This is a genomic window from Amycolatopsis sp. NPDC005232, assembly GCF_040607795.1.
Taxonomy (GTDB): Bacteria; Actinomycetota; Actinomycetes; order Mycobacteriales; family Pseudonocardiaceae; genus Amycolatopsis.
On the sequence record NZ_JBEXHL010000032.1, the window covers coordinates 86,123 to 112,144 of the forward strand.

The following is a 26,022-nucleotide window of genomic DNA, read 5'->3' on the forward strand; positions in this document are numbered from 1 at the left end:
TCACTCTCCTACTGGGGATTTCCGGGAGGAGGGCTCCGATGGCCGCGGAAACGAGGCAGACCGTCCAGCTGTGCCGGTGCGTGTGTTCGGTGCTGGGACACCACCATTCGGTGTGCGACGAGCTCGCCGTGCCGGGTGCCACGGTCGCGCTGGTGTCCGGCACCGACGTGCGGGCCGTGCCCGCGTGCCTCGGCTGCCACACCGCCGTGAACCGGCAGCTGGCGCGCCGCTGAGGCTTCGCGGGGGACTACGCTTTCCGGGTGGCGCGACGGAAGAACCCTGCGGTGGACCTGCCCGAGCACCCGAGGCTGACCCTGCCGCCGCGCACCATCCTGCGCGACAGCGTGTACGAGGCGCTGAAGGCGATGCTCATGGACCTCGACGTCGCTCCCGGCAGCCGGCTGTCGATCGACGGCATCGCCCGCCGCCTCGACGTCTCGCCGACCCCCGTGCGCGAGGCCCTCACCAAACTCGAGTCCGACGGCCTCGTCGCGACCCGGCCCAACGCCGGCTACGTGGTCGCGCCCGTCCTCGACGAGACCGAGCTGGACCACCTCTTCGACGTCCGCGTCCTCCTGGAGCCCGAGGCCGCCCGCCTCGCCGCCGGCGCCGCCTCGAAGGCCGAGGTGTCCGCCCTGCGCGCCGCCTGCGCGGCCATGTCCGCCCACCCAGCGGGCGAGGACTACCACGCCTACCGCGACTTCGCGGTTCTCGACGTACGCCTCCACCGCGTCATCGCGGAGGCCTCGGGCAACCCGCTCATCGCCGACGCCCTCGCCCGCCTCCATGCCCACACCCACGGCTACCGCCTGTACTTCCGGGTGGGCATCGCGGCCGAGACGACGCGCGAACACGCGGCCATCGTCGAGGCGATCGCCTCGCACGACGGCCCGGGCGCGGCGGCCGCGATGCGGACGCACCTGGACCGGTCACGGGTCCGGCTGCACAGCGCCTACGACGGCGGGGTCGGCCAGTCCGAAGAGGACTGACCGGGGCTGTGCCCGGGCACTGATCTGCTTCGCACGACGGCCGCGCGGCCCAGGCCGCGGTCCACGAGCATCGGGACCATTGGCGCTCGGCGGCGCGGAGGTTCAGCCGGCGGCGCGGCCGGTAGCGCTGGCGGGGTCGCCGGCCGGCGACCGACTGAAGCGATGTCGCCGCGACCCGGTCGTGGTGCTCAGCCGTCTCGACCGTTCGCGCCCGGCGGCGCGACCGGTCCTCCGGCGACGAGCGCGACGTTTCTCGCGGCGCGCTTCGCGTCGAGCGCGGCAGGAGGAGGCGACTGACCGCACCGGATTTCGGTAGCCGGCGACCGGTCCTGTGCTGCTAGGTTCGTGGGAGTCGTCCGGGCCCGCATTGGTTCGGGCCTTACCTTCCCCCGGCGACGAGGGCCACGGGTCGCGCGGCGATCGTGACTCGCCCCGCCGGGTGGCGTGAGGGAATGTCGATGTCGGGCGCCGGTGGTTATCGGTCGCTGTTGTGTACGCGTGGTGCGGCCGCGTTCTTCGTGGCAGCCGCGGTGGGGCGCGTGGGGATCGCCATGACGGGGCTCGGCCTCGTGTGGCTAGTGCATGCGCGCACCGGGTCGTACGGCACGGCCGGGCTCGCCGGCGGCGGGTTCGCTCTTGCCGAGGCGTTGTGGGGGCCGCAGGTCGCCCGGCTCGTCGACCAGTTCGGGCAGACGTGCGTGCTGCCGTGCTGTCTCGTCGCGCACGGGGGCGCGATCGCCGTGGTGCTGGGGTCCTCCGGCGTGGCGGCGGAGGTCGTCGCCGCGAGTTGTGCCGGTGCGGTCGTGCCGCAGCTCGGTGCGCTCTCCGGGGCACGGTGGGCGTACCTGTTGCGAGAGCGGACCGAGGAGCTGCCCACCGCCTTCTCGCTGGAGTCGCTGGCCAACGCCACCGCGTTCCTCCTCGGGCCCGTGCTGGTCACCTCTCTCGGCGCGTCCGGACACGAGGCGCCGGCCACCGCCGTCGCGGCGAGCCTGATTCTCGCCGGGGGAGCGGTGCTGGCCGCCGAGCGCCGCACGGCACCCACGCCCGCGAAGACCCTCCACACAGGACAGACCCTGCTCCGCCCGGCCTTCGCCCGGATCGCCCTGATGAACCTGGCCCTCGGCATGTACTTCGGCACCACGCAGGTCTCCGTGAGCGCCTTCGCCCTCGATCACGGCGCCCCGGCTGCACCGATCGTCGCCGTGGCCAGCGTCAGCGGGCTGCTGTCCGGCTGGGTCTACGGACTGCGCCGCCACCGCACCCCCGCCCGGCGCCGGCTCCTCAGAGCCGGCGTCTACCTCACCGGTGCATCGGCGGTGCTTCCCCTCGCTCCCAACGCACTCTGGCTCGCCGCCGCCCTCGCCCTCACCGAGGCGGCGATCCCGCCCACACTCGTCCTGCTGAACGTCGAAACCGAGAAGTCCGTCCACCCTACCGCGCTCACCCAGGCGTTCACCTGGAACAACTCCGCCAGCGCAGCCGGTTCTGCCCTCGCGGCCTCCCTCGCCGGACGAGTGGCGGACGGTGGGGGTGCCTCGGCCGCACTGGCACTGGCGCTGGTCCCCGCGGCCGGTCTCGTCGCGTTGGCTAGGCCACCCGGCGGTCGTCCATCGCGTCGCGGTTCCACGGGATGCCGAGGCCCGGCGTCTCCGGGGCGACGGCGTGCCCGTCGGAGATCGTCATCTCGGCCGTCGTGACGGCGCGCAGCTGCGGGATGTGCTCGACGTAGCGGCCGTTCGGAATCGCGGCGGTCAGGCTGACGTGCAGCTCCATCAGGAAGTGCGGGCACACCTGGACGTTGAACGCCTCCGCCAGGTGCGCGACCTTGAGCCACGGCGTGATCCCGCCGACGCGCGCGACGTCGACCTGCACGATCGAGGCGGCACCACGGTGGAGGTAGTCGCGGAACTGCGCCACGGAGTACAGGGACTCCCCGACGGCGACGGGGATCGGCGTGGCCGCGGACAACCGGGCGTGACCGGCGACGTCGTCGGCGGGCAGGGGCTCCTCGAGCCAGAACAGGTCCACCGCCTCGAACGCTCTCGCCCGCCGGATCGCCTCCGCCGCGGTGAGGGACTGGTTGGCGTCCACCATCAGGTCGAACCGCGGCCCGACAGCCTCGCGCACGGCGGTGAGCCGCTCCAGGTCCTCGTGGGCGGTGGGCTTGCCGACCTTCACCTTCACGCCGCCCCACCCCGCGGCCGCGGATTTCCGGGCGCCCGCGACGAGTTCGTCGGTGCTCAGGTGCAGCCAGCCGCCTTCGGTGTCGTAGAGCGGCACGCGCGGGGCGAACCCGCCGGCGACCCGCCACAGCGGCTCGTCCGCGCGCCGGCACTTCAGGTCCCACAACGCCGTGTCCACCGCGGCGAGGGCCAGCGACGTGATCGCGCCGACGGTGGTGGCCCGCGTCGAGGCGAACAGGTCGTGCCAGACCGCCTCGATCCGGCGCGCGTCCTGGCCGATCAGCCGGGGCAGCAGGTGGTCGCGCAGCAGCGCGAGCACGGCCGTGCCGCCGGTGCCGATCGTGTAGGAGTAGCCGAGCCCGGTGCCGCCGTCGGCGGTGGCCAGCTCGACGAACACCGTCTCCTGCTTGAGAAACGCCTGCACGGCGTCGGTGCGCTCCTGCTCCACCTCGAGATCGACGAGAAACGCCTCGGCCTTCACGACCACAGCCACGCGGTCCTCCTCGCTGACTCGGCAGGGACAGTGCACGATCCTATAGGAAAGTGCACCGATGAGTTTCCGCGCCCGCGCCGGTCGGTACGGGAAACGACCACGGAGGTGCGGAATGGGCAAGCTGCTCTACTCGGCGTCGATGTCGCTCGACGGGTTCATCGCGGGACCGGGCGGGGACATGCAGTGGGTGAAGGAGTTCTTCGGCCCCAACCCCGAGATCGACCGGCTGGTGGCGGACATCGGCGCGCTGCTCGTCGGACGCCGCACGTACGGCGGCGACGACCCGTACCGCGACACGGAAGCCGAGGGCAAGGCCTTCGGCGGCGCCTGGGCAGGTCCGCAATTCGTGCTCACGCGCCGGCCCGCCGAGCCGGCGCCCGACGTGACGTTCGTCGACGACCTGCGCAGCGGTGTCGAGCTGGCGAAGGCGGCCGCGGGGGAGAAGTACGTGAACGTCCTCGGTGCCACTGTCGCGCGGGCGTGTCTCGACGCGGGGCTTCTCGACGAGGTCCTCGTGTCGGTTTTGCCCGTGCTGCTGGGCGACGGGGTGCGGCTGTTCGACCGGCCCGGCGGCGATCCGGTGCGCCTCGAACGGAAGTCGCAGACCGAAGCGCCGCTCGCGACGAACCTGTGGCTACGCGTCGTGCGCTGACGAGATCAGGCCGGTGAGCACGGCTTCGGTGAGGTGGCGCAGCCGCGGCGTGAACTCGACGACGGCGTGGCCCAACCGCGGGTCCTCCCGGTAGAGCTGCGCGAGCGTCTCGGGCGGGTGCGAGATCTGCCAGAACGAGGCGGCCAGTGACGTCACGGCGCCGACGACGTGGCGCCCGCCTGCCGCGCCCAGCCCCGGCAGCGTCCGGGTGAGGAGGGCGGCGATGTCCTTGACGGCTTCCAGTGCGGAGAGCTTGAACGCCCGCACCGACTCGAGCGACACGTGCCGTTCGAGGGTGAGCGCCGCGTGGGCGAGGAGGTCGCAGAAGAGCGGTCGTTCGTCGAGCGTGCGCGCGATGACGTCGGCGACCTCGGCCGGCGACGCGCCGGTGGTCTCGTCCAGTGCCGCGTGCAGCCCGGCCGCCCAGTCGCGCCAGCTCTCGGCGGTGAGGTGCAGGTAGATCTCTTCGCGGGTCTCGAAGTAGCGCAGCAGCGCGGACTTGTGCACGCCGACTTCACCGGCGATGTCCCCGAGTGTCACGGCCCGCACGCCGTCGCGGGTCGCGAGCAGCCGTGCCGCGGCGAGGATCGCCTCGCGCCGCTGCTCCTTGTGCTCGGGGCGCCGCGCCCGCTGGAAGTCGGAAGTGACCACCTGCACAGGTTACCGCAACGCCGTTGTGTTGTTAAGAGAACGGCGTTGCGCTAACTTGGTGGTGCGGGGAGCCTCCCCGCTCGAGGCGAGAGGGATCGAACGATGAGCAAAGTGTGGCTGGTCACGGGTGGTTCGCGCGGTCTGGGCCGTGCGGTGGTGGAAGAGGTGCTGGCGGCGGGCAACGACGTCGTGGCGACGGCGCGCAACGTCGACTCCCTGAAGGACCTGGACGAGCGTTACGGCGATCATCTGCTGCGCCACCCGCTGGACGTGACCGACCCGGCGCAGGCCGAGGCGGCCGTCGCGGCGGCCGTGGAGCGGTTCGGGCGGCTCGACGTGGTGGTGAACAACGCGGGTTACGCCAACCTGGCCTCGGTCGAGGAGGTCGACCTGGCGGACTTCCGCGCGCAGGTCGAGGCGGTGTTCTTCGGGACTGTGCACGTGACCAAGGCGGCGCTGCCGGTGTTCCTGGCGCAGCACTCGGGGCACTTCATCCAGGTCACGTCGATCGGCGGCCGGGGCACCGCGCCCGGCATTTCCGCCTACCAGAGCGCGAAGTTCGCGACGGAGGGCTTCTCCGGCGTGCTCAACGACGAGGTATCGGGCCTGGGAATCAAGGTCACCATGGCCGAGCCGGGCCTGATGCGCACGGACTGGTCCGGGCCGTCGATGGAGGTCCGGCCCTACAAGCCGGAGTACGAGCCCACGATGGGCCCGCTGATCGAGCACCTGCGGAGCAAGCGGGGCATCGAGCCGATCGACCCGGCCGCGGTCGCGCGCGTGTTCCTTCAGGTCGTGGAGATGGCCGAGCCACCGCTGCACCTGGTGCTCGGCAGCGACGCCGTGACCATGATGCGGGCCGGGATGACGAAGCTGATGGCGGAGGACGAGCGCTGGGCCGAGCTCGGCCGCTCCGTCGACTTCGCGAGCTGAACCGGGCTGAGCCGGGCCGAGTCGAGCCGCGCGGGGTTTGAGCGGGAGGCGAATCGGGGCAAAACCGGGACACCACGGCGGTAGGTTGGCCCGCAAGGAGGACGTCATGGCTCGTTACGGCACCCAGTTCGGCCCGGACCTCACCTTCCTCGGCGTGGCGCGCTGCGACTGGGCCGATCCCGCCACCTACCCGAGCGCCGACGTCGTGATCCTCGGCGCGCCGTTCGACGGCGGCACCTCGCACCGCGCGGGCACCCGGTTCGGCCCGCAGTACATCCGGCAGAGCTGCTACCTCCCCGCCGACGGTTCGCGCCCGTCGCTCGCCCTGCGGGTGGACGCGTTGCGGGACCTGAAGGTCTTCGACGCCGGCGATGTCGAGATGTACTCGGGCGATGCCGAACGCTCGGTGCGCTCGCTGCAGGAAGCGGTGTACGCGGTCACCGCCACGGGCGCGATCCCGCTGGTGCTCGGCGGGGACCACACGATCGCGTGGCCGGACGCGGCCGGGGTGGCGCAGCACCGCGGCCAGGGGCGGGTGTCGATGGTGCACTTCGACGCGCACGCCGACACCGGCGACATCGCGTTCGGCTCGCTCGTGGGCCACGGCCAGCCGATGCGCCGGCTGATCGAGTCGGGTGCCGTGCGAGGCGACCGGTTCCTGCAGCTCGGCCTGCGCGGCTACTGGCCCGGCCCGGAGACGCTCGACTGGATGGCCGCACAGGGCATGCGGTCCTACGAGATGACCGAGATCGTCGCGCGGGGGCTCGAAGAGTGCCTCACCGAGGCGTTCGGGATCGCCACCGACGAGTGCGACGGCGTGTTCCTCTCGGTGGACATCGACGTGTGCGACCCCGGCCACGCGCCGGGCACGGGCACGCCCGAACCGGGTGGGCTCACCGCCCGGCAGCTGCTGGATTCCGTGCGGCGCATCGCGTACGAGCTGCCGGTGGTGGGGGTCGACGTGGTCGAGGTGTCGCCGCCCTACGACCACGCGGACATCACGTCGTTCCTCGCGAACCGGGTGGTGCTGGAAGCGTTGTCGGGCATCGCGCGCCGGCGCCGCGACCACGCCGACGGCACGGTGTGGGATCCCACGCGGCCGCTGCTGGCCGATCGGCCCGACCGGCGTCCGTGACGGGCGCGGTGACCCGAACGTGCGACGGTTTCCGCCCGTGCGGCCGATGCCGTGTGCCCCCGCGCGCCCCTACGGTGATGAGTCCTCGGAGTGGGGAGGACACGTGGCCAAGTCGGTCGAGGAGATCCTGGCGAACGTCGACCTGTACGCCGAGGACCAACGCGAGAACCTGCTGGCGGCGGCTGCGGCCGCCAGAAGTGGTTGTCCCGTCCCGCACACCGTCGCGGACGGCGGCTACCACCTGCTCACCCGCTACGAGGACGTGCGGGCGGTCTGCGCCGCACCGGAGCTGTTCAGCTCGGCGCAGCCCGCGATCCGCGGCGTGCCGGTGCGGGTGATCCCGATCGACACGGACCCGCCCGACCATCGCGAATACCGGCGGATCCTCAACCCGTTCTTCACGCGGGCCGCCCTCGCGCGGTACGAGCCGCAGCTGCGTGAACTCGCGCGCACGGCGATCGAGTCCTTTGTGGACCGCGGCGCCTGCGACATCGTGAGCGACTTCGCGATCCCGTTCAGCGCCGGCTCGCTCGCGCGGATCGTCTTCGCGACGGACAACCGCGACCTCGTGGACCGCGGGGTGGCGGCGGCCAAGGACGCCGCGGTCACCAGCAGTCCCGAGGCGTTTCAGACGCTCGCCGGCCTGGCGATGGAGGCACTGGCCGAAGCCGAAGCGAGGCCGGACGACGGCGAGGACAGCGTGCTGCGCGCGCTGGTCACCGCGACGATCGACGGCCGGGCGCTGACCCTCGAGGAACGTCTCGGCATGGTGACCACACTGTTCCTCGGCGGCCTCGACACCACGCGCGGGGTGATCGCGAACATCGCCTACCACCTCGCCACCCGCGACGACGTCGAGCCGATCCTGCGCGATCCCGGCGGCTGGCAGCGGGAGCTGGAGGAGTTCCTGCGGCTCGAGGCCACCGTCGCGTTCATGGCGCGCACGGCCACGCAGGACACCGAGATCGGGGACACGCCGGTGAAGGCGGGGGAGCGCGTCGCCGTGTTCTTCGCCGCGGCCAACCGGGATCCGGCGCGGTTCGAACGGCCCGACGAGCTGGTGTTCGACCGTCCGAACGTGCCGCACGTGTCGTTCGGCTTCGGCATCCACCGCTGCCTGGGTCTGCACTTCGCGCGTATTCAGCTGGCGGTGGCGTTCGAGGAGCTGCTGGCCCGCACCACACGGTTCCGCCTCGCGCCGGGTGCGGAGATCCGGCGACAGGTCGGACTGAGCCTGGGCAGTCCGTACCGGCTGGACGTGACGTTCGACCGCGTGTGACTCACGAGGGTTCGAAGCCGGCGATCGCCTTCGTGACCGCTTCCCCCATGGCGGGGCTGCCCGTGTGACCGGAGTCGTCGATCACCACGAGCTCGGCCGCCGGCCAGGCCTGCACGAGATTCCACGCCGCCCGCAGCGGCACGCTCAGGTCGAGCCGGCCCTGGATGAACACGGCGGGGATGCCGTGGAGGCGGTGGACGTTCCCCAAGATCTCGCCGGCTTCCAGCCACGCGTGGTGGCCGAAGTAGTGCGCGCACATGCGGGCGAGCGTGATGAGCTCCTCCGCGGGACGATCGCTGTACTGGCCGGGCTTGCCCTTGTTCTCGTGCGCGATCACGGCGTCTTCCCAGGCACACCAGTCGCGCGCGGCCTTCAGCTGCACCTCTCGGTCGGGTGAAGCGAGCAAGCGGGAGTACGCGGCGAGCAGGTCACCGTCGCGCTCGGCCTCGGGTACGCCGTCGCGGAAGGCCTCCCACTCGCGGGGCAGGAGCCGTCCGACGCCGCGGTAGAGCCAGTCGACCTCGTCGGGAGTACTGGTGAAGCCGGCGATCATCACCATCTCCGACACCCGTTCAGGGTGGCGCTCGGCGTAGGCGAGCATGAGCGTCGGGCCCCAGGAACCGCCGTACAGCATCCATTTCTCGACGCCGAGGTGCTCACGCACGCGTTCCATGTCGGCGATCAGGTGATGGGTCGTATTGTGCGCCAGGCTCACCGCCGGGTCGGCGATGTTCGGCACGCTCTCGCCGCACCCGCGCTGGTCGAACAGGATGATGCGGAACTTCTCCGGGTCGAACCCCTTGCGGCTGTTGCGGGTCCCGCCCGCGCCGGGGCCGCCGTGCACGCACAGCACCGGTTTGCCGTCGGGGTTGCCGCTGGTCTCCCAGTAGATCCGGTTGCCGTCGCCGACGTCGAGCAGGCCGTGCGCATACGGTTCGAGCGGCGGGAACGGGGCCATGGCGGGATCCTCCAGGGTGTCGGCGGCCCGGGAAGACTACTGATCGGATCTCGCGGTGACACCTCGTTTTCCGTGTGGCCGCTGGCTGACGCCGCAAATCGCGTCGGATGGGGCCGGTTGAGGCCAGCACACATTCGATATTTACATGATTAATCGACGTCATTACCGTTTCCTGGATGGACCACTTCGTCTCCGCGGTGTCCGCGGAACTGATTCCTGCGCTCGTGTCCTCGGTGGAAGCGTTGTTCCACGAGGACGGCGGCCGCCACGACGACCGGATGGATCTCGCCTGGCCGCAGCGCGAAGGCTCCGCCTACTACACCACGCTGCTGACCGACGAGGACGCGCTTTGCCTTGTCACACAGGGAGAACACGGCGTCGCCGGGCACCTCGTCGGCCGGCTCCGGCGGCAGGACTCGCTGCACCCCGGCGTCGTCACCGCCGTGCTGGAAAGCATGCGAGTCGCCGCTGAGGAACGCCGCACCGGGATGGGCACTGCGCTCGTCGAGCGATTCGACGAATGGGCGAAAAGCAACGGCGCGAACGGATTCGAGGTCACTGCCTATGCCGCCAACACCGACGCCCTCGCGTTCTACCGCGGGCACGGGTTCCGCGAGTTCGAGGTCACCCTCCGGCGCTGATCACCCCGTCGAGATGTCCAGCACGGCCTTGCCGTCGAGGACACCGGAAAGACGGACGGTCACCATGTGGCCCGCCATGCCGAACGAGCCACTGCCGCCGACGCCGAAGCTCATCTCGCCGGAGTCCTGCAGAATGCGGACGCCGCTCGAGGTGACGGACGCGGTGAACGTCATGCCGCTCGCGGTGATGTCGGCCTGGCCGGTCACGAGGACCTGGCACTTGCCGCCGGCGCACGCGCCCAGGTCGGTGCCGTTGGCGGCGGGCGGCAGCGTCGGGGGCGGTGAGCCGAGCGGGCGGCACTGCGGCGCGACGTCGTGGGAGTGGGCCAGCACTGGGTTCGCGGCCGCGATGGTGGGCAGGTCGGGTGTGGGCAGGGCGATCGTCGCCAGCACCCCGATGATCTGCTGCGCCTGTGGTTTCAGCTGCTCGACGGGCTGGAAGTCCAGGTCGGGCATGCGTGAGTCGCTCGACGGAAGTTTCGGCGCCACCGCGCGCAGCGCGGCGAGCAGGCTGTCGTGGTACTTGTCCGCCGCGGGGATTCCCGAAGGCGTGACGGTGCCCAGCGTCTCGACCAGCCGGGCGACGCCGGAGCCCGCTGAGGAGATGAAGCTGCTCAGGTCGAAGCCGCTGAGGCGGGCGTAACGCGGATCGGTGATGACGAGGTCCTCGATCTTGTGCGCCTTCAGTGCCGCGGTGGCGGTGACCGCGCCGCACATCGTGTCCGCCCACGCCACGAGCGGGCGCGTCGGCGCGGCGGCGTCCAGGGGACCGAACTGCCGCAGGGGCGCGCAGGCGGGCGCGACGTTGTACGACGCGTTGAGCTTCGCGTCGCCGCGCACCGCCCTCGTCAGATCGGCGGCCGCCGGCTTCAGCGCGGCGACGGCGGTGGCGAGCTCGCGGGCCTGCGCGAGCGTCGGCTGCGCGGTGGTGTCCGGGGGCGCCTTCTTGGTCACCTCGTCGAGTGATTTTCCCAGCTGTGCCACGTAGGTGTCCGCGGCCTTGACGCCCGACGGCGGCACGGACTTCAGTCCCGACCCGGCCTGGCCGATCCGCCCCGTGATGCCGCTGACGTAGGAGCTGATCTCCGAGGGGAGAAAGTCGGCCTGCGACGGGTCGGCCGCCGTGTGGTTCACCTCGTCGATCCCGGCCTGCAGGCCCTGCAGCGCCTGCACGCTCGTGCACACCGTCTGCGACCACGCCACGAGCGCCCGGGCGGCGGCGGGCACCGGGGGCAGCGGCGCGGGCAGCGCGTGCCCGCCCGTGGTGCATCCGGCCGCGACCAGCGTGAACGCTCCCAGCACGACCGCCGACCGAACCCGCATCTCCGACTCCCTTTCCGTGGTGCGCGCAGACTAGGCCGGCCCTCCGGGAGGGGTCCCCGACGATCGCGGGAGACTCCACTGTGGACGGTTCCGGATCAGGGGGCATGTAGCCGACCTCGGACACGGCGTGGATCAGCGGCGGGCCGCCCAGCTTGCGGCGCAGCCGGCTGATCTGCCCGGGCAGATCAGCATTTTCCGTGAAATTCCGTCACCCTGGGTGAGCAAGTGGGGGCGGGTTTACCCGATCGGGCGGAGGTTCATAGGATCTTGCCGCCGGTCGTGCCGCGGGCTCGCGGTCCCGGCGGTGTGGAGGTCTGGATGGCAGGCACGGGGCCCGGCGAAGGCCGCGATGAGCTCGACTCGGTCGCGAAGCTGGTGAGCCTGTCGGAGACGGCGCCGATGCCGCGCATCGACGGCGAGCGGCCACCGCTCGTCAAGCGGCCGAAGCCCCAGCCCGATCCGAGCGGGCTGTACCCCGAGCCCGCCACCGCGCCGCGCACCTCGGGCGAGGGCCCGGCCACGAAACCGCAGTCGATCGTCGGCGAGCTGCCGTTGGGGCTCGACGGGATGTTCGCCGCAGCGGGGCCCGAGCACGAAACCGAACGGACGCAGACCTCGCCGCCCGTGGGGAACCGGCGCAATACGCGGTACGTGGTGATCGCCGGCGCGGTGGTCGTCGCGCTGGCCGGGCTCGGCACGTGGGCGCTGTGGCCCGCGCCGGAAAGCGGCTCGGCCGGCCGGCCCGCGGAAGTGCCGGCCGCGCCGTCGAAGCCCTCGTCGGCGCCGCCCGCGGTCACCACCATGACGGCGAGCCCCACGCCGCCGACGGCCACCGACGAGGTGGACCACACCACCGTGCGCACCACCGAGGGGCAGAAGCCGCCGCGGCAGCCGGCGAGCGAGCACCCGAGCGCGCCGCACGGGACGGCCGGCACGACGTCGGAGGACATCTGGAGCTCGGCCGTGAGCTCGTACCTCCAGGACTGGAGCAGCCGCCACCAGCAGCCGCCGAGCCGCCACCGCGGCTGACGGGCGCGGAAGACGCAGGTAGCACCGATTTCCGCGGCGACGTGCAGGCTAAACGGGCGACCTCACGTAACCGGAGGGGGTCAAGGTACTACTCTGAGTGGGTCAAAGCCGCCCCCCGAGCCGCCTTGCGAGGTGCCCATGCCCAGCGCTCCGCCGTCCACGCTGTCGCCCAGTCAGGTTCCTGTGGGGGTCGACCCGAACCGGCCGAGCATCGCGCGGATCTACGACGGCTTCCTCGGCGGTAACCACTACTACGAGGTCGACCGCGCGGTCATGGAGAAGATCAGCACGGCCGTCCCCGAGGCCGTGCACATCGCGCGCGGCAACCGCGGGTTCCACAACCGCGCGCTGCGGATGCTGGCCAACCAGACGGGCATCCGCCAGTTCCTCGACTGCGGCTCCGGCCTGCCGACCGCCGAGAACACCCACCAGATCGTGCAGCGCGCCCACCGTGACGCGCACGTGGTCTACGTCGACAACGACCCTGTGGTGCTCGCCCACGGCCGCGCGCTGCTGGCCGAGAACGACTACACGCACATGGTCGACGCCGACATCTTCCAGCCGGAACTGGTGCTGGAGAACGAGACTGTGCGCGAGTACATCGACTTCTCGCAGCCGCTGGGCCTGCTGCACATCGGCACCATCCACCACTTCGAGGGCGACGGCGCCATCGACGTGATGCGCCAGTACATCGACGCCCTCGCCCCGGGCTCCTTCGTGGCGCTCGCGCACTTCTACGACCCCGAGGTGCCGGAGTTGACCGCCGTCGCGAAGCGGATCGAGGAGATCCTCGTGTCCGGTCCGCTGGGCGCCGGCCGCTTCCGCACGCGCACGGAGATCGAAAGCATGCTGCCGGGCCTGGAACTGCTGCCGCCCAACGCGACCAGCGGCCCCGGAATGTCCGTCTGCGACGAGTGGTGGCCGGACGGCCCGCGGCTCATCCCGCTCAGCGACTCGGCGAAGTGCGTCGCGGGTGTCGTCGGCCGCAAGCCCTGAGCTGACCCTTCCGCAGATCCCCGGCACCCGCGTGGTGCCGGGGATTTTTCTTGCCCGGCAACGGGTTCAGGTCGGCAACGCACGTGGCGCCGTGGCGAGTACGTGCTTGCGGAACGTCTCGCTCGCCGGCGGGAGCACCCTTCCGGCGAGCTGGGCCAGACCGATGTCGCGAGCCGCGGGCACGTCCGTGACGCGCAGGTGCGGGGTCGTCGGCGCGGTGGCCGCGGGCGGGAAGGTCGCGGTGTGGGGGAGCGGCAGCAGGGACACACCGAGCCCCGCCGTGACGAGCCCGCGCAGCGTCTCCACCTCCTCGCCCTCGAACCCGACGCGTGGCGTGAACCCGGCCTGCGCGCACAGCTGCTCGGTGGTCTCGCGCAGCGCGTATCCCCGGCGCAGCAGGATGAACGACTCCTCGGCGACGTCGGCCAGGCGGGCCTGCTTGCGGCGCGCGAGGCGGTGTTTCGGCGGCACGGCCAGCAGCAGTGGTTCCTCCAGCAGCCGGACCCAGTGGATCAGCGGGTCACCCGGGTCGCCGCTGGTGAGCACGAGGTCCGCCGTGCCGTCGAGCAGCTCGCGCGCCAGGCCTTCCTCGCCGTGCTGGCGCAGCTCGAACCGTGCCCTCGGGTGCGCGGCGCGGTAGCTGCTCACCACCGGCGGCACGAGCCAAGTGCCGAACGTGTGCAGGAACGCCAGCGGAATCACCCCGGACTCGGGATCGACGGCTTCGGCGACGGCCCGCAGGCCTTCGTCGTAGCACTCCAGGATCGCGTCGACGTGGGTCGCGAAGGCGTGGCCCGCGGGCGTGAGCCGCAACGCGCGGCCCGAACGCTGGAACAGGGCGGCGCCCGCTTCGCGCTCGATCCGGTGCAGCGCACGGGAAAGCGCGGGCTGGGTGAGCCGCGCGCGGGCCGCCGTGTCGGTCACCGTCGCCCCGCGGGCCACCTCCCGGAAGAGCCTCAGCACGTGCAGGTCCATGCCATCCATACTGCCATGGCATGGAACCGAGGAGAAAGAGGCATTGGACGCATACGGGCAGGCAGCACATGCTGGAAGCAGGTTTTCCGAGAGAGGAGCGTGGCTCATGGCCACTGTGGCCGAACAGCTCGTGCGGACACTTCGCGACGCCGGCGTGGAACGGATCTACGGCATCGTCGGCGACAGCCTGAACCCGATCGTCGATGCGGTGCGCCGCACCGACGGCATCGAGTGGGTCCACGTACGCCACGAAGAAGCGGCGGCGTTCGCTGCCGCGGCCGAAGCCCAGGTGACGGGGAAGCTCGCCGTGTGCGCGGGCAGCTGCGGCCCGGGCAACCTGCACCTGATCAACGGGCTCTTCGACGCCCACCGCAGCGGCGCGCCGGTGCTGGCGATCGCGTCGCACATCCCGTCGGCGCAGATCGGCACAGGGTTCTTCCAGGAGACGCACCCGGAGCAGTTGTTCACCGAGTGCAGCTACTACAGCGAGCTCGTGTCCCAGCCTGAACAGATGCCGAGGATGCTGCGGATCGCGATGCAGACGGCTGTCGGCAAGGGCGGCGTGTCGGTACTGACCATCCCGGGCGACATCGCCGACCGCAAGGCCGCGCAGCCGGGATCGGAAAAGGTCCAGCTCGTCACGCCGTCGCCCGTCGTGCCGCCGGCCGAGACGATCGAGGAGCTGGCGCGCCTGCTCAACTCCGGCGAGAAGGTGATGCTCTTCGCCGGCGCCGGGACCCGCGGCGCGCACGACGAGGTGCTGGCCCTGGCCGAGCGGCTCAACGCTCCGGTCGGCCACTCGCTCGGCGGCAAGGAGTGGATCCAGTACGACAACCCGTTCGACGTCGGCATGAGCGGCCTGCTCGGCTACGGCGCCTGCTACGACGCGATGCACGCCGCGGACCGGATCGTGTTGCTGGGCACGGACTTCCCGTACGACAACTTCCTCCCGCAGGCCCGCACGATCCAGGTCGACACCGACGTCGCGCGCTTGGGCCGCCGCACTCCGCTGGAGCTGGCGGTCCACGGTGACGTGAAGGCGACGATCGAGGCCGTGCTGCCGCTGCTGCGCCAACGGACCGATCGCACCTATCTCGACCGGATGCTGCGCGAGCACGTGCGGAAGCTGGAAAAGGTGGTGTCGGCCTACACCACGAAGATCGAGCACCGCCGGCCCATTCACCCGGAGTTCGCCGCGGCGATCCTCGACGAGGTGGCCGACGACGACGCGGTGTTCACCGTGGACACCGGCATGGGCAACGTGTGGGCCGCGCGGTACCTCACGCCCAACGGCCGCCGCCGCGTGCTCGGCTCGTTCCGCCACGGCAGCATGGCCAACGCGCTGCCGCACGCCATCGGCGCCCAGTTCGCGCAACCGGGCCGCCAGGTCGTGTCGCTCTCGGGCGACGGCGGGCTCGCGATGCTCATGGGTGACCTGCTCACGCTGCCCACCTACGACATCCCGGTGAAGGTGGTGGTGTTCAACAACGCCACGCTCGGCATGGTGAAGCTCGAGATGCTCGTGGACGGCCTGCCCGACTTCGGCACCGACCACGCGCCCGTGAACTTCGCCGCGATCGCCCAGGCGTGCGGCATCCACGCGACGCGCGTCGAAGACCCGCGCGACGTGCGGGAGGCGCTCGCGAAGGCGTTCGTCCACCCCGGACCGGCCGTGGTCGAGCTGGTGACCGACCCCAACGCGCTGTCGATCCCGCCGCACATCACCGGCGCGCAGGTCCGCGGCTTCGCGCTCGGGGCGAGCAAGACGGTGCTCAACGGCGGCGTCGGCAAGATGATCGAGCTCGCGCGCACCAACCTGCGCAACGCGCCGGGCTTCTGAGCCCGCGCCGGCCCGTACGCTGGGCGCCGAGGAGGTGACCGACGTGCGTGAGCTGGCCGGGCGCATGCGGGCGATCGACCCCGGAGCCGGGGCCGCCCTGCAGGTGGTCGCCCACTTCGACGCCCTGGTGGAGGCCCGCGCCGGTCTCGAGGCGACGGTGCGGGCCGCGGCCGTGCTCGCCGGTTGCGCCGCGGGTCTCGTGGTTCCCGGACGCCGACTGCGGGTCCGCGTGGAACCGGACGGCCGGCGCGTGGACGGCGAGGTGGCCGGGTTTGCGGTCACCCTGCCGGGCTACGCGGGCGCGCTCGTGTGGGTGGAACGCGAGGCCGAGGACCCGAGCCGGGCGGAGTTCGACCGCGTGCTCGTGGACCGGCTCGCCACGACGGTCGGGATCGTGCTCGACCGCACGGGTGCCGGGTTCCTCACTGGTGACCCGGCGGCGGTGGAGCTCCTGGTGGACGCGACCGCCGACGAAGCCGCACGGCTCGCGGCGGCCCGGCGGCTCGGGTTGTCGCCGGAGGGATCGTTCGTCGTGACGGTCTGCGCGGGCGGCCCGCACCCGCCCGGTGCGGCCCGGCTCGGCGACGTGGCGGTGACGATCGACCCGGCCGGATTACCTGCAAGGGCCGGCCCGGCGGTGCGGTCGGCGTCGGGACCGGCGGTCGCCGTGCGGGATCTGCCCTTGTCCTACGGGCAGGCGGTTCTCGCGCTGCGGCTCACCGCCGTCGACGAACCGGGGCCGTCGCATGTGGACGCCGCCGAGGTGGGTGGGCTGCTGGCGCTCGCCGACGGGTGCGACTCGCCGGCGGCCACGGCGGAAGTGACGCACCTCGAACGCGTCCTCGCCGCGCACCCGTGGGCGCTCGCGACCCTGACCGCGGTCGCGGCGGAGCCGAGCCTGCGGGCCGCCGCGGCGGCGCTCCACGTGCACCACTCGACGTTGCAGAGCCGAGTCGACCTGCTCGCCCAGGCGCTGGGCTACGGCGTCGCCACGCCGGCCGGGCGGACCCGGCTGACGGTGGCGTTGGTGCTGCGCCGGTTCCGCCGGAACCGCTGACCGCCGCGTGGCGGGCAACGGCCGCCGCGTGACGGGTTCACCGGGGCGGGCTGGGGGCTCTAGCGTCGGGGGTCGACGTCCCGAGAGGAGCAGGCGGCATGAAGAGGGTGCACCCACCGTTCGACCCCGAGATCGCGGCGGCGCTGGTGGTGGTGAACGAGGCGCTGCCGTCGTCGGTGACGCCGGAGCTCGTGGGCCGGCTGCGTGAGCTGACGGCGGCCGGGCACACGATGAGCGTGGCCGAGATCGGCGAGCACGCCGATGTGCGCGAGGTCGACGCAGGCGTTCCGCTGCTGGTGCTGCGGCCGAAGGGCAGCGACCCAGCTGTGCCCTTGCCGGGCGTGTACTTCATGCACGGCGGCGGCATGATGGCCGGCAACAGCCGCACGGGCGCCGACTGGCTGCTCGGCTGGCTGGCCGAGATCCCGATGGTGGTGGTGAGCGTCGACTACCGCCTCGCGCCGGAGCATCCGCACCCCGCGCCCGTCGAGGACTGCTACACCGGTCTGACGTGGGTGGGCGAGCACCTCGCCGAGCTGGGCATCGACCCCGCCCGGCTCGTGGTGGCGGGCGGCAGCGCCGGCGGCGGGCTCGCGGCCGCCACCGCGCTGATGGCGCGCGACCGGGGCGGCCCGCCCCTGCGGGGACAGCTGCTGGTGTGCCCGATGATCGACGACCGCGCGAGCACGCCGTCGAGCACCGAACTGATCGGTGAAGGCGTCTGGGACAGCGTCTCCAACGCCACCGGCTGGTCCGCGCTCCTGGGTGTCGCCGCCGGTGGTCCGGATGTCTCCCCGTACGCCGCGCCCGCCCGCGCCACCGATCTCTCGGACCTGCCGCCCGCGTTCATCGAGGTCGGCTCGGTCGAGACCTTCCGCGACGAGGCCGTCGCCTACGCGTCACGCCTGTGGCAGTCGGGCGGGCAGGCGGAGCTGCACGTGTGGCCGGGCGGGTGCCACGGCTTCGACGAGGTTGTCCCGCACGCCCCGATGTCCCGCGAGGCGCGGGCGAGCCGGGCCAACTGGCTACGCCGCGTCTTCGCCGAGTAGGACAGCCGAGTAGGTCACTTGCGCGCTTTGCGCGCCGCCTTGAGGAACTCGCGGTTGAGCGTGTTGATGCTCGTCAGCGGGATGCCCTTGGGGCAGGCCAGCGTGCACTCGCCGCTGTTGGTGCAGCCGCCGAAGCCTTCGGCGTCCATGGTGTCGACCATGTCCAGCACTCGCTGCGCGCGTTCGGGCTGGCCCTGCGGCAAGGAGTTGAGGTGGCTGACCTTCGCGGCGGTGAAGAGCATCGCCGAGCCGTTGGGGCACGCCGCGACGCAGGCGCCGCAGCCGATGCAGGTGGCGTTGTCGAAGGCGAGGTCGGCGTCGGGCTTGGGCACCGGCGTCGCGTGGGCGTCGGGGGCCGCGCCCGTCGGGGCGGTGATGTAGCCGCCGGCCTGGATGATGCGGTCGAACGCCGAGCGGTCGACGACGAGGTCCTTGATCACCGGGAAACCCTTGGCACGCCAGGGTTCGACGTCGATTACGTCGCCGTCGGAGAACGCTCGCATGTGCAGCTGGCACGTCGTGGTCGTCTCCGGCCCGTGGGCCTGGCCGTTGATGACGACGCCGCAGGAGCCGCAGATGCCTTCACGGCAGTCGTGGTCGAACGCGACCGGCTGTTCGCCCGACTCGATGAGCTGCTGGTTGAGCGTGTCGAGCATTTCGAGGAAGGACATGTCGGTGCTGATGCCGTCGATCGCGTAGTCGACGAGCTGTCCTTCGGTGTCGGGGCCGGACTGGCGCCAGACACGCACGGTGAGTTTCACGTGTAGCTCCGCTGGGTGGGGTGGACGTAGTCGAAGTTCAGGGGTTCCTTGTGCAGCACGGGTTTCTCGCCGTACTCCCAGGCCGAGACGTGCGAGAAGTTCTCGTCGTCGCGGGCGGCCTCGCCCTCGGGAGTCTGGTGTTCCTCCCGGAAGTGCCCGCCGCAGGACTCCTCGCGCACGAGTGCGTCCAGCAGCAGGAGCTCGGCGAGCTCGAGGAAATCGGCGACGCGCGCGGCCTTCTCCAGCTCCTGGTTGAGCTCCTCGCCGGTGCCGGGGATGCGGACGTCGCGCCAGAACTCGGCTCGGAGTTCCGGGACGCGTTCGAGGGCCTTGCGAAGGCCTTCCGCGGTGCGGGCCATGCCGCAGTGGTCCCACATCATCAGGCCCAGCTCGCGGTGGAACGAATCCACCGACCGCGTGCCGTTCACCGCGAGGAGCCGCTCGAGGCGGTCGCGGACGCCGGTCTGCGCCTCGACGACGGCGGGGTCGTCCAGGGTGACGTCGGTGAACCCGCCCTGTCCGATGTAGTCGTTGAGGGTCGCCGGCAGGACGAAGTAGCCGTCGGCCAGGCCTTGCATGAGCGCCGAGGCGCCGAGGCGGTTGGCGCCGTGGTCGGAGAAGTTGGCCTCGCCGATCACGAACATGCCGGGAATCGTGCTCTGCAGGTCGTAGTCGACCCACAGCCCGCCCATCGTGTAGTGGATGGCGGGGTAGATGCGCATCGGGACCTCGTACGGGTTCTCCGCGGTGATGCGCTGGTACATGTCGAAGAGGTTGCCGTAGCGGGCTTCGACGGCCGGGCGGCCGAGACGCTGGATGGCGTCGGCGAAGTCCAGGTACACCCCGAGCCCGCCGGGTCCGACGCCGTAGCCGGCGTCGCAGATGTTCTTCGCCGCCCGCGACGCGATGTCGCGGGGGACCAGGTTGCCGAAGCTGGGGTAGAGGCGTTCCAGGTAGTAGTCCCGTTCGTCTTCCGGGATCTCCGACGGCGGCCGCGGGTCCTGCTTTTCCTTCGGCACCCAGATGCGGCCGTCGTTGCGCAGCGACTCGCTCATCAGCGTCAGCTTCGACTGGTGGTCGCCGGAGCGCGGGATGCACGTCGGGTGGATCTGCGTGAAGCAGGGATTGGCGAAGTACGCGCCCCGCTTGTGGGCCCGCCAGATCGCCGACGCGTTGGAACCCTTGGCGTTGGTGGAAAGGTAGAAGACGTTGCCGTACCCGCCGGTGGCCAGCACGACGGCGTCGGCCAGGTGCGTGGTGACCTCGCCGGTGACGAGGTCGCGCGCGACGATGCCACGGGCCCGGCCGTCGACCACGATCAGGTCGAGCATCTCCGTGCGCGGGTGCAGCTCGACGTTTCCGGCGTCGATCTGCCTCGACAACGCCTGGTAGGCCCCGATCAGCAGCTGCTGACCAGTCTGGCCCCGCGCGTAGAACGTCCGCTGCACCTGCACGCCGCCGAACGAGCGCGTGTCGAGCAGCCCGCCGTACTCCCGCGCGAACGGCACGCCCTGCGCCACGGCCTGGTCGATGATCTGCGCCGACACCTCGGAGAGCCGGTACACATTGGACTCCCGTGATCGGAAGTCGCCGCCCTTGACCGTGTCGTAGAACAGCCGGTGCACGGAGTCGCCGTCGTTGCGGTAGTTCTTCGCCGCGTTGATGCCGCCCTGGGCCGCGACCGAGTGCGCGCGCCGCGGTGAGTCCTGGAAGCAGAACTGCACCACGTGGTAACCCTGCTCGGCCAGCGTCGCCCCGGCGGATCCACCGGCCAGGCCGGTGCCGACCACGATCACCCGGTGCTTGCGCCGGTTCGCCGGGTTGACCAGCTTCGCCGAGAACTTCCGCGCGCTCCACCGCTCGTCGATCGGCCCGGACGGCGCCTTGGTGTCGGTGATCGGCTCGCCGATCGTGTAGTCGAGCATGCTCAGCTCACCCATCCAGTCATGACGGAGATCGGCACGATCATGAACCCGCCGGTGATGACCACGGCCAGGACGGTGCCGACGGTCTTGACCGTGCGGTCCTTGGTCGCGCTCTTGATCCCCAGCGTCTGCGTGGCGCTCCAGAACCCGTGGTTGATGTGCAGCCCGAGCATCAGCAGGGCCACCAGGTAGATGACGTTGACCCACCACACCTGGAAGTCGGCGACGACGTTGTGGAACGGCTGCCCCTCCACGAAGTCCCGGTTCGCGACCCCGACGGTGAGGTCGAGGATGTGCCACACGATGTACACCGCGAGCGTCGCGCCGCCCCAGCGCATGGTGTGCGTGGCGAACGTCGCCCGCGGCCGCTGCCCGTGCGCGTACCGGACCGGCCGCGCGCGGCGGTCGCGTTTGGACAGCTGTACCGCGGCCGTGACGTGCAACACCAGTGCCACCACCAGGACCGCGCGCTGGATCCACAGGAACCACGCGTACGGCAGCGCCGGCTCCCCGATCGTGCGCAGCCAGGCCGCGTAGTGGTCGAAGGTCTCCGGCCCGAAGAAGATCTTCAGGTTGCCGGCCATGTGCGCGAGCAGCCAGACCACGAACAGCAGTCCGGTCGCCGCCATCACGACCTTCTTGCCGATCGACGATTCCCAGAAAAGCCGCACCGCCGAGCGTTTGCGCCGGGCGGTGGCGAGTTCACTTGCCACGGCTCCGACGTTAGGTCCGCGTCAACGAGAGGGCAAACACATGATTCCTCTCGTGACCAGAGACAAAGCCTATGATGAGCTTCATGCAGTTCCAGCAGCTGGCATATTTCCTGGCAGTGGCCGACACGCGGCACTTCACGCGCGCGGCCGAGCAGGCGCGTGTGGCGCAACCCTCACTGTCACAACAGATCCGCGCGCTCGAACGCGACGTCGGCGCCACCCTGTTCCACCGTGTCCGCGGCAACGTCACGCTCACCGAGGCCGGCGAGACGCTCCTGCCCATCGCGCGGCGCATCCTGGCCGAGACCGAGACGGCGTACCGGGCGATCCGCGAGCTCGACGAGCTGGGCCGCGGCCGCGTGCGCCTCGGCGCGACGCCCAGCCTGTGCACCGGCCTGCTGCCGGTGATGCTCGCGGCGTTCCGGCGCACCTACCCCGGCATCGAGCTGGCGCTGCACGAGAGCGGTTCCCGCGACCTGCAGACCGACCTTTCCGAAGGCGGGCTCGACCTCGCGATGATCGTCGACAGCCGGGTCCGCGACGACCACCGCCTGGAAAGCACGCCGCTGTTCGTCGAGGAGCTCGTGGTGATCTCCCCGAAGCACGAGCCGGCGCCGGTGCGCGGACGGCTCGCGATCCAGGACCTGAAGGGCCGGCCGCTCGTCATGTTCCGCCGCGGCTACGACCTGCGCGAGGCCACCGTGAACGCCTGCCGCGCCGCCGGGTTCGACCCGGCCTTCGCCATCGAGGGCGGCGAGATGGACGCCGTGCTCGAGCTCGTGCAGGCGGGCCTTGGTCTGGCCGTCGTCCCGAGCACCGTGGTGGGGGACCGGTTCCGGATGACGCAGTTCACCGAACCCGGCCTCAGTCGCGTCGTCCGGCTCGCCTTCCGCCGCGACGTCGAGCTCACGCGCGCGGCCCGCGCTCTGCAGGAGGAGATTGTCCGGTTCCTGGCCGGGGGAGGTGGGCTCGGTCACCTCCCACCCGGGATCCGCTCGCTTGCCGGGCGCTGACGGGGTCATGATCAACTCGAGGAGTCCGAGAGGGGAGTGCGTGATGGCGGGAGCGCTGAACGAGCAGTCGGCGGTACGGGTGCTGGAGCTCGGGGGAGTGCGCTTCACCTACGTGGTCGACGGCGCGCTGGCCATGGTGCCCGGCGGCTTCTTCCCTGCCATCCCGGCGGCCTACTGGACCGAACACTCCGAGGTGCTCGACGTGAAGGGACGCGTCACGGCCTCCGTCGGCGGCCTGCTCGTGGAGCGAGACGGCCGGTCGCTGCTCGTCGACGCCGGGCTCGGCGTCGTGACCGACCCGGTCGAAATCGGCGGCAAGCCGATCGCCTTCAGCAATTCCGGTGCCCTGCCCGACACCCTCGCCGCGCTCGGCCACAAGCCCGAGGACATCGAGGCCGTGGCGTTCACGCATCTCCACGTGGACCACACCGGCTGGGCGTTCGTCGACGGCCGCAAATTCTTCCCAGCGGCCACCTATCTCGTCGCCGCGCAGGAGTGGGCGCCGCACGGACGAGGGGAACTCATCCCGGGAGCGCCGGGCCGGGCCGAGGTGATCGAGCCGCTGGCGGGCACGCACCAGGTGATCGGCGACGGCGACGAGGTGTTCCCCGGTGTCCACGCGCTGGTGACACCCGGCCACAGCCCGGGCCACACCTCGTACGTGATCGAGGCGGGGGAGCAGCGCGTGATCGCGTTCGGCGACGTCTTCCACATTCCCGCGCAGATCACCCACCCCGACTGGCCTTCGCTGCCTGACGTCGACGCCGCGGGCGTGCTCGCCGCCCGTCGCCGGATCGTGGCGGAGCTGGAGCGGCCCGGCGCGATCGGATTCGGCATCCACTTCGGCGACCAGGCGTTCGGCCGCGTCCGGCGAGGCACCGATGGCCTGCTCAGGTGGGAACCGATCGAGGCCGAAGCGGTGCTGCCCGCTCCGCGTGTGCTGGGGGACTGAGCCCGCTCCGCCCGTGGGGCGACGCCCGTGGACAGGGTGCAGCGTGGGTGCTATAACCGGACTACTCCATACTGCATACAACATCCAGTCGAGCGGGTGACGCCATGTCCGAGCGCCGGACCACCACCGCGGTTCGCGAAGTGAAGGACGTCTACGGACGCCGGTACCGGGTCGGGGAAAGCGATCTGGACCTGCTCGGCCGACCCCGGAGCTGGATGCTCTGGCTCAGCGGCGCCGCGATGTTCGCGGCCGGGCTGCAGCAGTACGGCTTCGGCGCCATCGCGCCGGTGCTCACCGGCACGCACGGCTGGACGTTCACCGAAGTGGTCGTGTCACTTGCCGTGTGGGCGGTGGCCCAGTCGAGCGTGGTGTTCCCCGCCGCGTGGCTGCGCGACCACGGCCGGCTCTCGCCGTCGTTCGCGGTGGTGCTGGGCGGGATCCTGTGCGCGATCGGGCTCGTGACGCTCGGCCACGCGTCGAGCCTGGCCGTGGTCTTCGTGGGCTACTCGCTGCTCGGCGGCATCGGCACGGGGCTGGTCTACGGGACGTGCGTCGGCGCCGTGATGCGCTGGTTCCCCGACCACACCGCCACCCGAGTCGGCGCGGTTAGCGGCGCCTTCGCCTACGGCAGCGTCCCCTTCGTGCTCGTCGCCGGCTTCGGTCTCAGCTTCGGCAACCGCGGCGTGCTGCTCGACGTGACGGCGGCACTCGTGCTCGTCATCGTGGTCGGCGCGGGCGTGCTCCTGCGCTATCCGCCGCGCAACTGGTGGCCGTCCGGGGCACCGGACCCGCGCGAGTGGGCGCGGGACAAGGTCCGCAACCGCACCGTCTCGGTCAACCGTCCCGCCGTCCGCCACTACCGGCCGGCCGAGCTCCTGCGCTGCGGCACGACCTTCGCCCTGTACGTCACAGTGGTGCTGGCCGCCGCCGTGCTGCTGTTCGACCTCGCCTATCTCGCCACGTTCGTCGCCGAGCAGGGCGGCGGCACAGGCCTCGCGGCGGTCGCGCTCGCGGTGCTCGCCGGCGTGACGGGCACCGGCCGCGTGCTGCTCGGGTGGCTGTCCGACCGCGTGGGCCGCCGCCGGATCCTGCAGCTGGCCCTGGTGGCCGGCGGTATCGGCCAGTTCGTGCTCTTCTACTCCGGCGAGCACCGGCACGCCTTCGGCCTCGTGTTCGGCGCCGCGCTCGCCGGGCTGGGCAACGGCTGCTGCTATACCCTGCTGACCGGATTGGTGCGCGAGTACTTCGGCGAGGAGTCGGCGTTGCAGAACTTCGGTGTGCTCTACAGCGCCAAGGCCGTCGGCGCGCTCCTCGGCATCGGGCTCGCCGCCCTCGTCGTCACGGCGCACGGCTACTTCGGCGCCTTCGCCGCGGCCGGGATCTTCAGCCTGGCCGGCGCCGTTCTCACCGGGCGGCTGACGCAGCCGGGCCGGCCCAAGTCCCTGCTTCCCGCGCGCTGATCCCGGAGGTGGCCCCATGGGCCGGATGACGAGCCGACGCCGCGTGTTCCGCGTCGTCGACGGCGAGCTCACGATGCGCCCGGACACGCTCAGCGCAGAGGAACCGCTGGAGATCCGCGTGGCCGGCAAGGCGCTCACGATCACCATGCGTACGCCCGGCAGCGACTTCGACCTCGCCGCCGGGTTCCTGGTGGGCGAGGGGATCGTGCACCAGGGCGCCGACATCGCCGGGATCCGGTACTGCGCCGGGGCCACTGTGGACGGTTCCAACACCTACAACATCGTCGACGTCGTGCTGCGCGCCGGCGTGCCGCTGCCCGACCCGTCGATGGAACGCAACTTCTACACCACGTCCTCGTGCGGCCTCTGCGGCAAGGCGAGCCTGGACGCGGTGCGCACGACGTTGCGGTGGCCGGTGACCGCCGACCCGCTCGCCGTCGGTCCGGAGGTGCTGACGGGCCTGCCCGACGCGTTGCGCTCGGCGCAGAAAGTGTTCGACCGCACCGGCGGCCTGCACGCGGCCGGGCTCTTCGACGCCGCCGGAGAGTTGCTGTGCGTGCGCGAGGACGTGGGGCGGCACAACGCGGTCGACAAGGTCGTGGGCTGGGCCGCGCGCGAGGGCCGGCTGCCGCTGACCGGCACGATGCTGATGGTCAGCGGGCGGGCGTCGTTCGAGCTGGTGCAGAAGGCGGCGATGGCGGGAATCCCCTTGCTGGCGGCGGTTTCCGCACCCTCGTCGCTGGCGGTGGAGCTGGCGGAGGAGGTCGGGCTCACGCTCGTCGGGTTCCTGCGTGGCAGCTCGATGAACGTCTACACGCGAGCCGACCGGCTCGGCCTGCACGACCCGCTGCAGCTCGTCGAGCGCTGACTCGCCTGCCCGGACCACCCCAATGCGGCGTTGGTTGCGTTGAGCGCACCCAATGTGGCGTTCGGTGCGTTGAGCGCACCCAATGTGGCGTTCGGTTGGGGGGTGTGTCGGCACTACACAATTGGGGGGTTGTGTTGTGTTGTC

Annotated in this window: 25 protein-coding genes; 17 read left to right on the top strand and 8 right to left on the bottom strand. The window is 71.5% G+C overall.

From position 1 onward, the window contains the following. Window positions 1-38 precede the first annotated feature (38 nt). The 3 genes from ABZU76_RS40370 (at window position 39) to ABZU76_RS40380 (ending at window position 2,689) form a co-directional block, all read left to right on the top strand. Window positions 39-233 carry a hypothetical protein gene (locus tag ABZU76_RS40370; protein ID WP_220240556.1) on the top strand — a complete coding sequence of 65 codons (195 nt, stop codon included), beginning with the start codon at window positions 39-41 and terminating at the stop codon, window positions 231-233. 27 nt (window positions 234-260) lie between these two features. Beyond that, on the top strand, window positions 261-989 hold the full coding sequence (locus ABZU76_RS40375; RefSeq protein WP_354880154.1) for a GntR family transcriptional regulator: 729 nt from the start codon (window positions 261-263) through the stop codon (window positions 987-989). A gap of 458 nt (window positions 990-1,447) precedes the next feature. Further along, window positions 1,448-2,689, top strand: a complete 1,242-nt coding sequence (locus ABZU76_RS40380; protein ID WP_354880157.1) for an MFS transporter — start codon at window positions 1,448-1,450, stop codon at window positions 2,687-2,689. Here ABZU76_RS40380 and ABZU76_RS40385 read toward each other — a convergent pair. Then, window positions 2,580-3,668, bottom strand: a complete 1,089-nt coding sequence (locus ABZU76_RS40385; RefSeq protein ID WP_354880160.1) for a mandelate racemase/muconate lactonizing enzyme family protein — start codon at window positions 3,666-3,668, stop codon at window positions 2,580-2,582. The two genes, ABZU76_RS40380 and ABZU76_RS40385, sit on opposite strands and share 110 nt — an antisense overlap. Window positions 3,669-3,780: 112 nt before the next feature. Between ABZU76_RS40385 and ABZU76_RS40390 the strand changes: the two genes are divergently transcribed. Next, window positions 3,781-4,320 carry a dihydrofolate reductase family protein gene (locus tag ABZU76_RS40390; protein WP_354880163.1) on the top strand — a complete coding sequence of 180 codons (540 nt, stop codon included), beginning with the start codon at window positions 3,781-3,783 and terminating at the stop codon, window positions 4,318-4,320. Here the strand turns inward: ABZU76_RS40390 and ABZU76_RS40395 are convergent. Continuing rightward, complete coding sequence (locus ABZU76_RS40395; protein WP_354880166.1) at window positions 4,303-4,971, bottom strand: TetR family transcriptional regulator; 669 nt, start codon at window positions 4,969-4,971, stop codon at window positions 4,303-4,305. The two genes, ABZU76_RS40390 and ABZU76_RS40395, sit on opposite strands and share 18 nt — an antisense overlap. 102 nt (window positions 4,972-5,073) lie before the next feature. Here ABZU76_RS40395 and ABZU76_RS40400 point away from each other — a divergent pair, with 102 nt between their 5' ends. The 3 genes from ABZU76_RS40400 (at window position 5,074) to ABZU76_RS40410 (ending at window position 8,318) form a co-directional block, all read left to right on the top strand. Further along, the gene (locus ABZU76_RS40400) at window positions 5,074-5,904 is read left to right on the top strand and encodes an SDR family NAD(P)-dependent oxidoreductase (protein ID WP_354880169.1); all 831 of its coding nucleotides are present in this window, start codon (window positions 5,074-5,076) and stop codon (window positions 5,902-5,904) included. Window positions 5,905-6,010: 106 nt separating this feature from the next. Continuing rightward, window positions 6,011-7,039, top strand: coding sequence for an agmatinase (gene speB / locus ABZU76_RS40405; RefSeq protein WP_354880172.1), 1,029 nt, complete (start codon window positions 6,011-6,013; stop codon window positions 7,037-7,039). Window positions 7,040-7,142: 103 nt separating this feature from the next. After that, window positions 7,143-8,318: a cytochrome P450 gene (locus ABZU76_RS40410; RefSeq protein ID WP_354880175.1), complete on the top strand. Its 1,176-nt coding sequence runs from the start codon at window positions 7,143-7,145 to the stop codon at window positions 8,316-8,318. A 1-nt stretch (window position 8,319) separates the two neighbouring features. Here ABZU76_RS40410 and pip read toward each other — a convergent pair whose 3' ends face one another. After that, window positions 8,320-9,276, bottom strand: coding sequence for a prolyl aminopeptidase (gene pip / locus ABZU76_RS40415; protein ID WP_354880178.1), 957 nt, complete (start codon window positions 9,274-9,276; stop codon window positions 8,320-8,322). Between the two features lie 176 nt (window positions 9,277-9,452). Here pip and ABZU76_RS40420 point away from each other — a divergent pair, with 176 nt between their 5' ends. After that, the gene (locus ABZU76_RS40420) at window positions 9,453-9,917 is read left to right on the top strand and encodes a GNAT family N-acetyltransferase (protein ID WP_354880181.1); all 465 of its coding nucleotides are present in this window, start codon (window positions 9,453-9,455) and stop codon (window positions 9,915-9,917) included. Here ABZU76_RS40420 and ABZU76_RS40425 read toward each other — a convergent pair whose 3' ends face one another. Further along, the gene (locus ABZU76_RS40425) at window positions 9,918-11,240 is read right to left on the bottom strand and encodes a hypothetical protein (protein ID WP_354880184.1); all 1,323 of its coding nucleotides are present in this window, start codon (window positions 11,238-11,240) and stop codon (window positions 9,918-9,920) included. It lies immediately after the preceding gene. 318 nt (window positions 11,241-11,558) lie between these two features. Between ABZU76_RS40425 and ABZU76_RS40430 the strand changes: the two genes are divergently transcribed. Next, window positions 11,559-12,269, top strand: a complete 711-nt coding sequence (locus ABZU76_RS40430; RefSeq protein ID WP_354880187.1) for a hypothetical protein — start codon at window positions 11,559-11,561, stop codon at window positions 12,267-12,269. Window positions 12,270-12,407: 138 nt separating this feature from the next. Then, window positions 12,408-13,265: an SAM-dependent methyltransferase gene (locus ABZU76_RS40435; protein WP_354880190.1), complete on the top strand. Its 858-nt coding sequence runs from the start codon at window positions 12,408-12,410 to the stop codon at window positions 13,263-13,265. A 66-nt stretch (window positions 13,266-13,331) separates the two neighbouring features. Here the strand turns inward: ABZU76_RS40435 and ABZU76_RS40440 are convergent, their stop codons facing one another. Further along, the gene (locus tag ABZU76_RS40440) at window positions 13,332-14,240 is read right to left on the bottom strand and encodes a LysR family transcriptional regulator (protein WP_354880193.1); all 909 of its coding nucleotides are present in this window, start codon (window positions 14,238-14,240) and stop codon (window positions 13,332-13,334) included. 106 nt (window positions 14,241-14,346) lie between these two features. Between ABZU76_RS40440 and ABZU76_RS40445 the strand changes: the two genes are divergently transcribed. The 3 genes from ABZU76_RS40445 to ABZU76_RS40455 all read left to right on the top strand — a co-directional run bounded on the left by ABZU76_RS40445 (window position 14,347) and on the right by ABZU76_RS40455 (window position 18,186). Beyond that, window positions 14,347-16,080: a pyruvate dehydrogenase gene (locus tag ABZU76_RS40445; protein WP_354880196.1), complete on the top strand. Its 1,734-nt coding sequence runs from the start codon at window positions 14,347-14,349 to the stop codon at window positions 16,078-16,080. Window positions 16,081-16,114: 34 nt separating this feature from the next. Next, window positions 16,115-17,137: a helix-turn-helix domain-containing protein gene (locus ABZU76_RS40450; RefSeq protein ID WP_354880199.1), complete on the top strand. Its 1,023-nt coding sequence runs from the start codon at window positions 16,115-16,117 to the stop codon at window positions 17,135-17,137. Window positions 17,138-17,235: 98 nt separating this feature from the next. Continuing rightward, window positions 17,236-18,186 carry an alpha/beta hydrolase gene (locus ABZU76_RS40455; protein WP_354880202.1) on the top strand — a complete coding sequence of 317 codons (951 nt, stop codon included), beginning with the start codon at window positions 17,236-17,238 and terminating at the stop codon, window positions 18,184-18,186. Between the two features lie 14 nt (window positions 18,187-18,200). Here ABZU76_RS40455 and ABZU76_RS40460 read toward each other — a convergent pair whose 3' ends face one another. Genes ABZU76_RS40460 through ABZU76_RS40470 form a run of 3 tightly spaced genes read right to left on the bottom strand, consistent with a single transcriptional unit; the run spans window position 18,201 to window position 21,585 of the window. Continuing rightward, window positions 18,201-18,947, bottom strand: coding sequence for a succinate dehydrogenase/fumarate reductase iron-sulfur subunit (locus tag ABZU76_RS40460; protein WP_354880205.1), 747 nt, complete (start codon window positions 18,945-18,947; stop codon window positions 18,201-18,203). Beyond that, window positions 18,944-20,872 carry a fumarate reductase/succinate dehydrogenase flavoprotein subunit gene (locus tag ABZU76_RS40465; protein WP_354880227.1) on the bottom strand — a complete coding sequence of 643 codons (1,929 nt, stop codon included), beginning with the start codon at window positions 20,870-20,872 and terminating at the stop codon, window positions 18,944-18,946. The genes ABZU76_RS40460 and ABZU76_RS40465 overlap by 4 nt, the downstream gene beginning before the upstream one ends. A gap of 2 nt (window positions 20,873-20,874) precedes the next feature. Then, on the bottom strand, window positions 20,875-21,585 hold the full coding sequence (locus ABZU76_RS40470) for a succinate dehydrogenase cytochrome b subunit (protein WP_220240575.1): 711 nt from the start codon (window positions 21,583-21,585) through the stop codon (window positions 20,875-20,877). A gap of 83 nt (window positions 21,586-21,668) precedes the next feature. Here ABZU76_RS40470 and ABZU76_RS40475 point away from each other — a divergent pair, with 83 nt between their 5' ends. The 4 genes from ABZU76_RS40475 to fdhD all read left to right on the top strand — a co-directional run bounded on the left by ABZU76_RS40475 (window position 21,669) and on the right by fdhD (window position 25,878). Next, window positions 21,669-22,598, top strand: coding sequence for a LysR substrate-binding domain-containing protein (locus tag ABZU76_RS40475; protein WP_354880209.1), 930 nt, complete (start codon window positions 21,669-21,671; stop codon window positions 22,596-22,598). A gap of 43 nt (window positions 22,599-22,641) precedes the next feature. Next, window positions 22,642-23,550, top strand: a complete 909-nt coding sequence (locus ABZU76_RS40480; RefSeq protein ID WP_354880212.1) for an MBL fold metallo-hydrolase — start codon at window positions 22,642-22,644, stop codon at window positions 23,548-23,550. A 104-nt stretch (window positions 23,551-23,654) separates the two neighbouring features. Then, the gene (locus ABZU76_RS40485) at window positions 23,655-25,010 is read left to right on the top strand and encodes an OFA family MFS transporter (RefSeq protein WP_354880215.1); all 1,356 of its coding nucleotides are present in this window, start codon (window positions 23,655-23,657) and stop codon (window positions 25,008-25,010) included. Between the two features lie 16 nt (window positions 25,011-25,026). After that, window positions 25,027-25,878 (top strand): formate dehydrogenase accessory sulfurtransferase FdhD, encoded by an 852-nt coding sequence (gene fdhD, locus ABZU76_RS40490; protein ID WP_354880218.1) that lies wholly within the window; start codon window positions 25,027-25,029, stop codon window positions 25,876-25,878. Window positions 25,879-26,022: the final 144 nt, after the last annotated feature.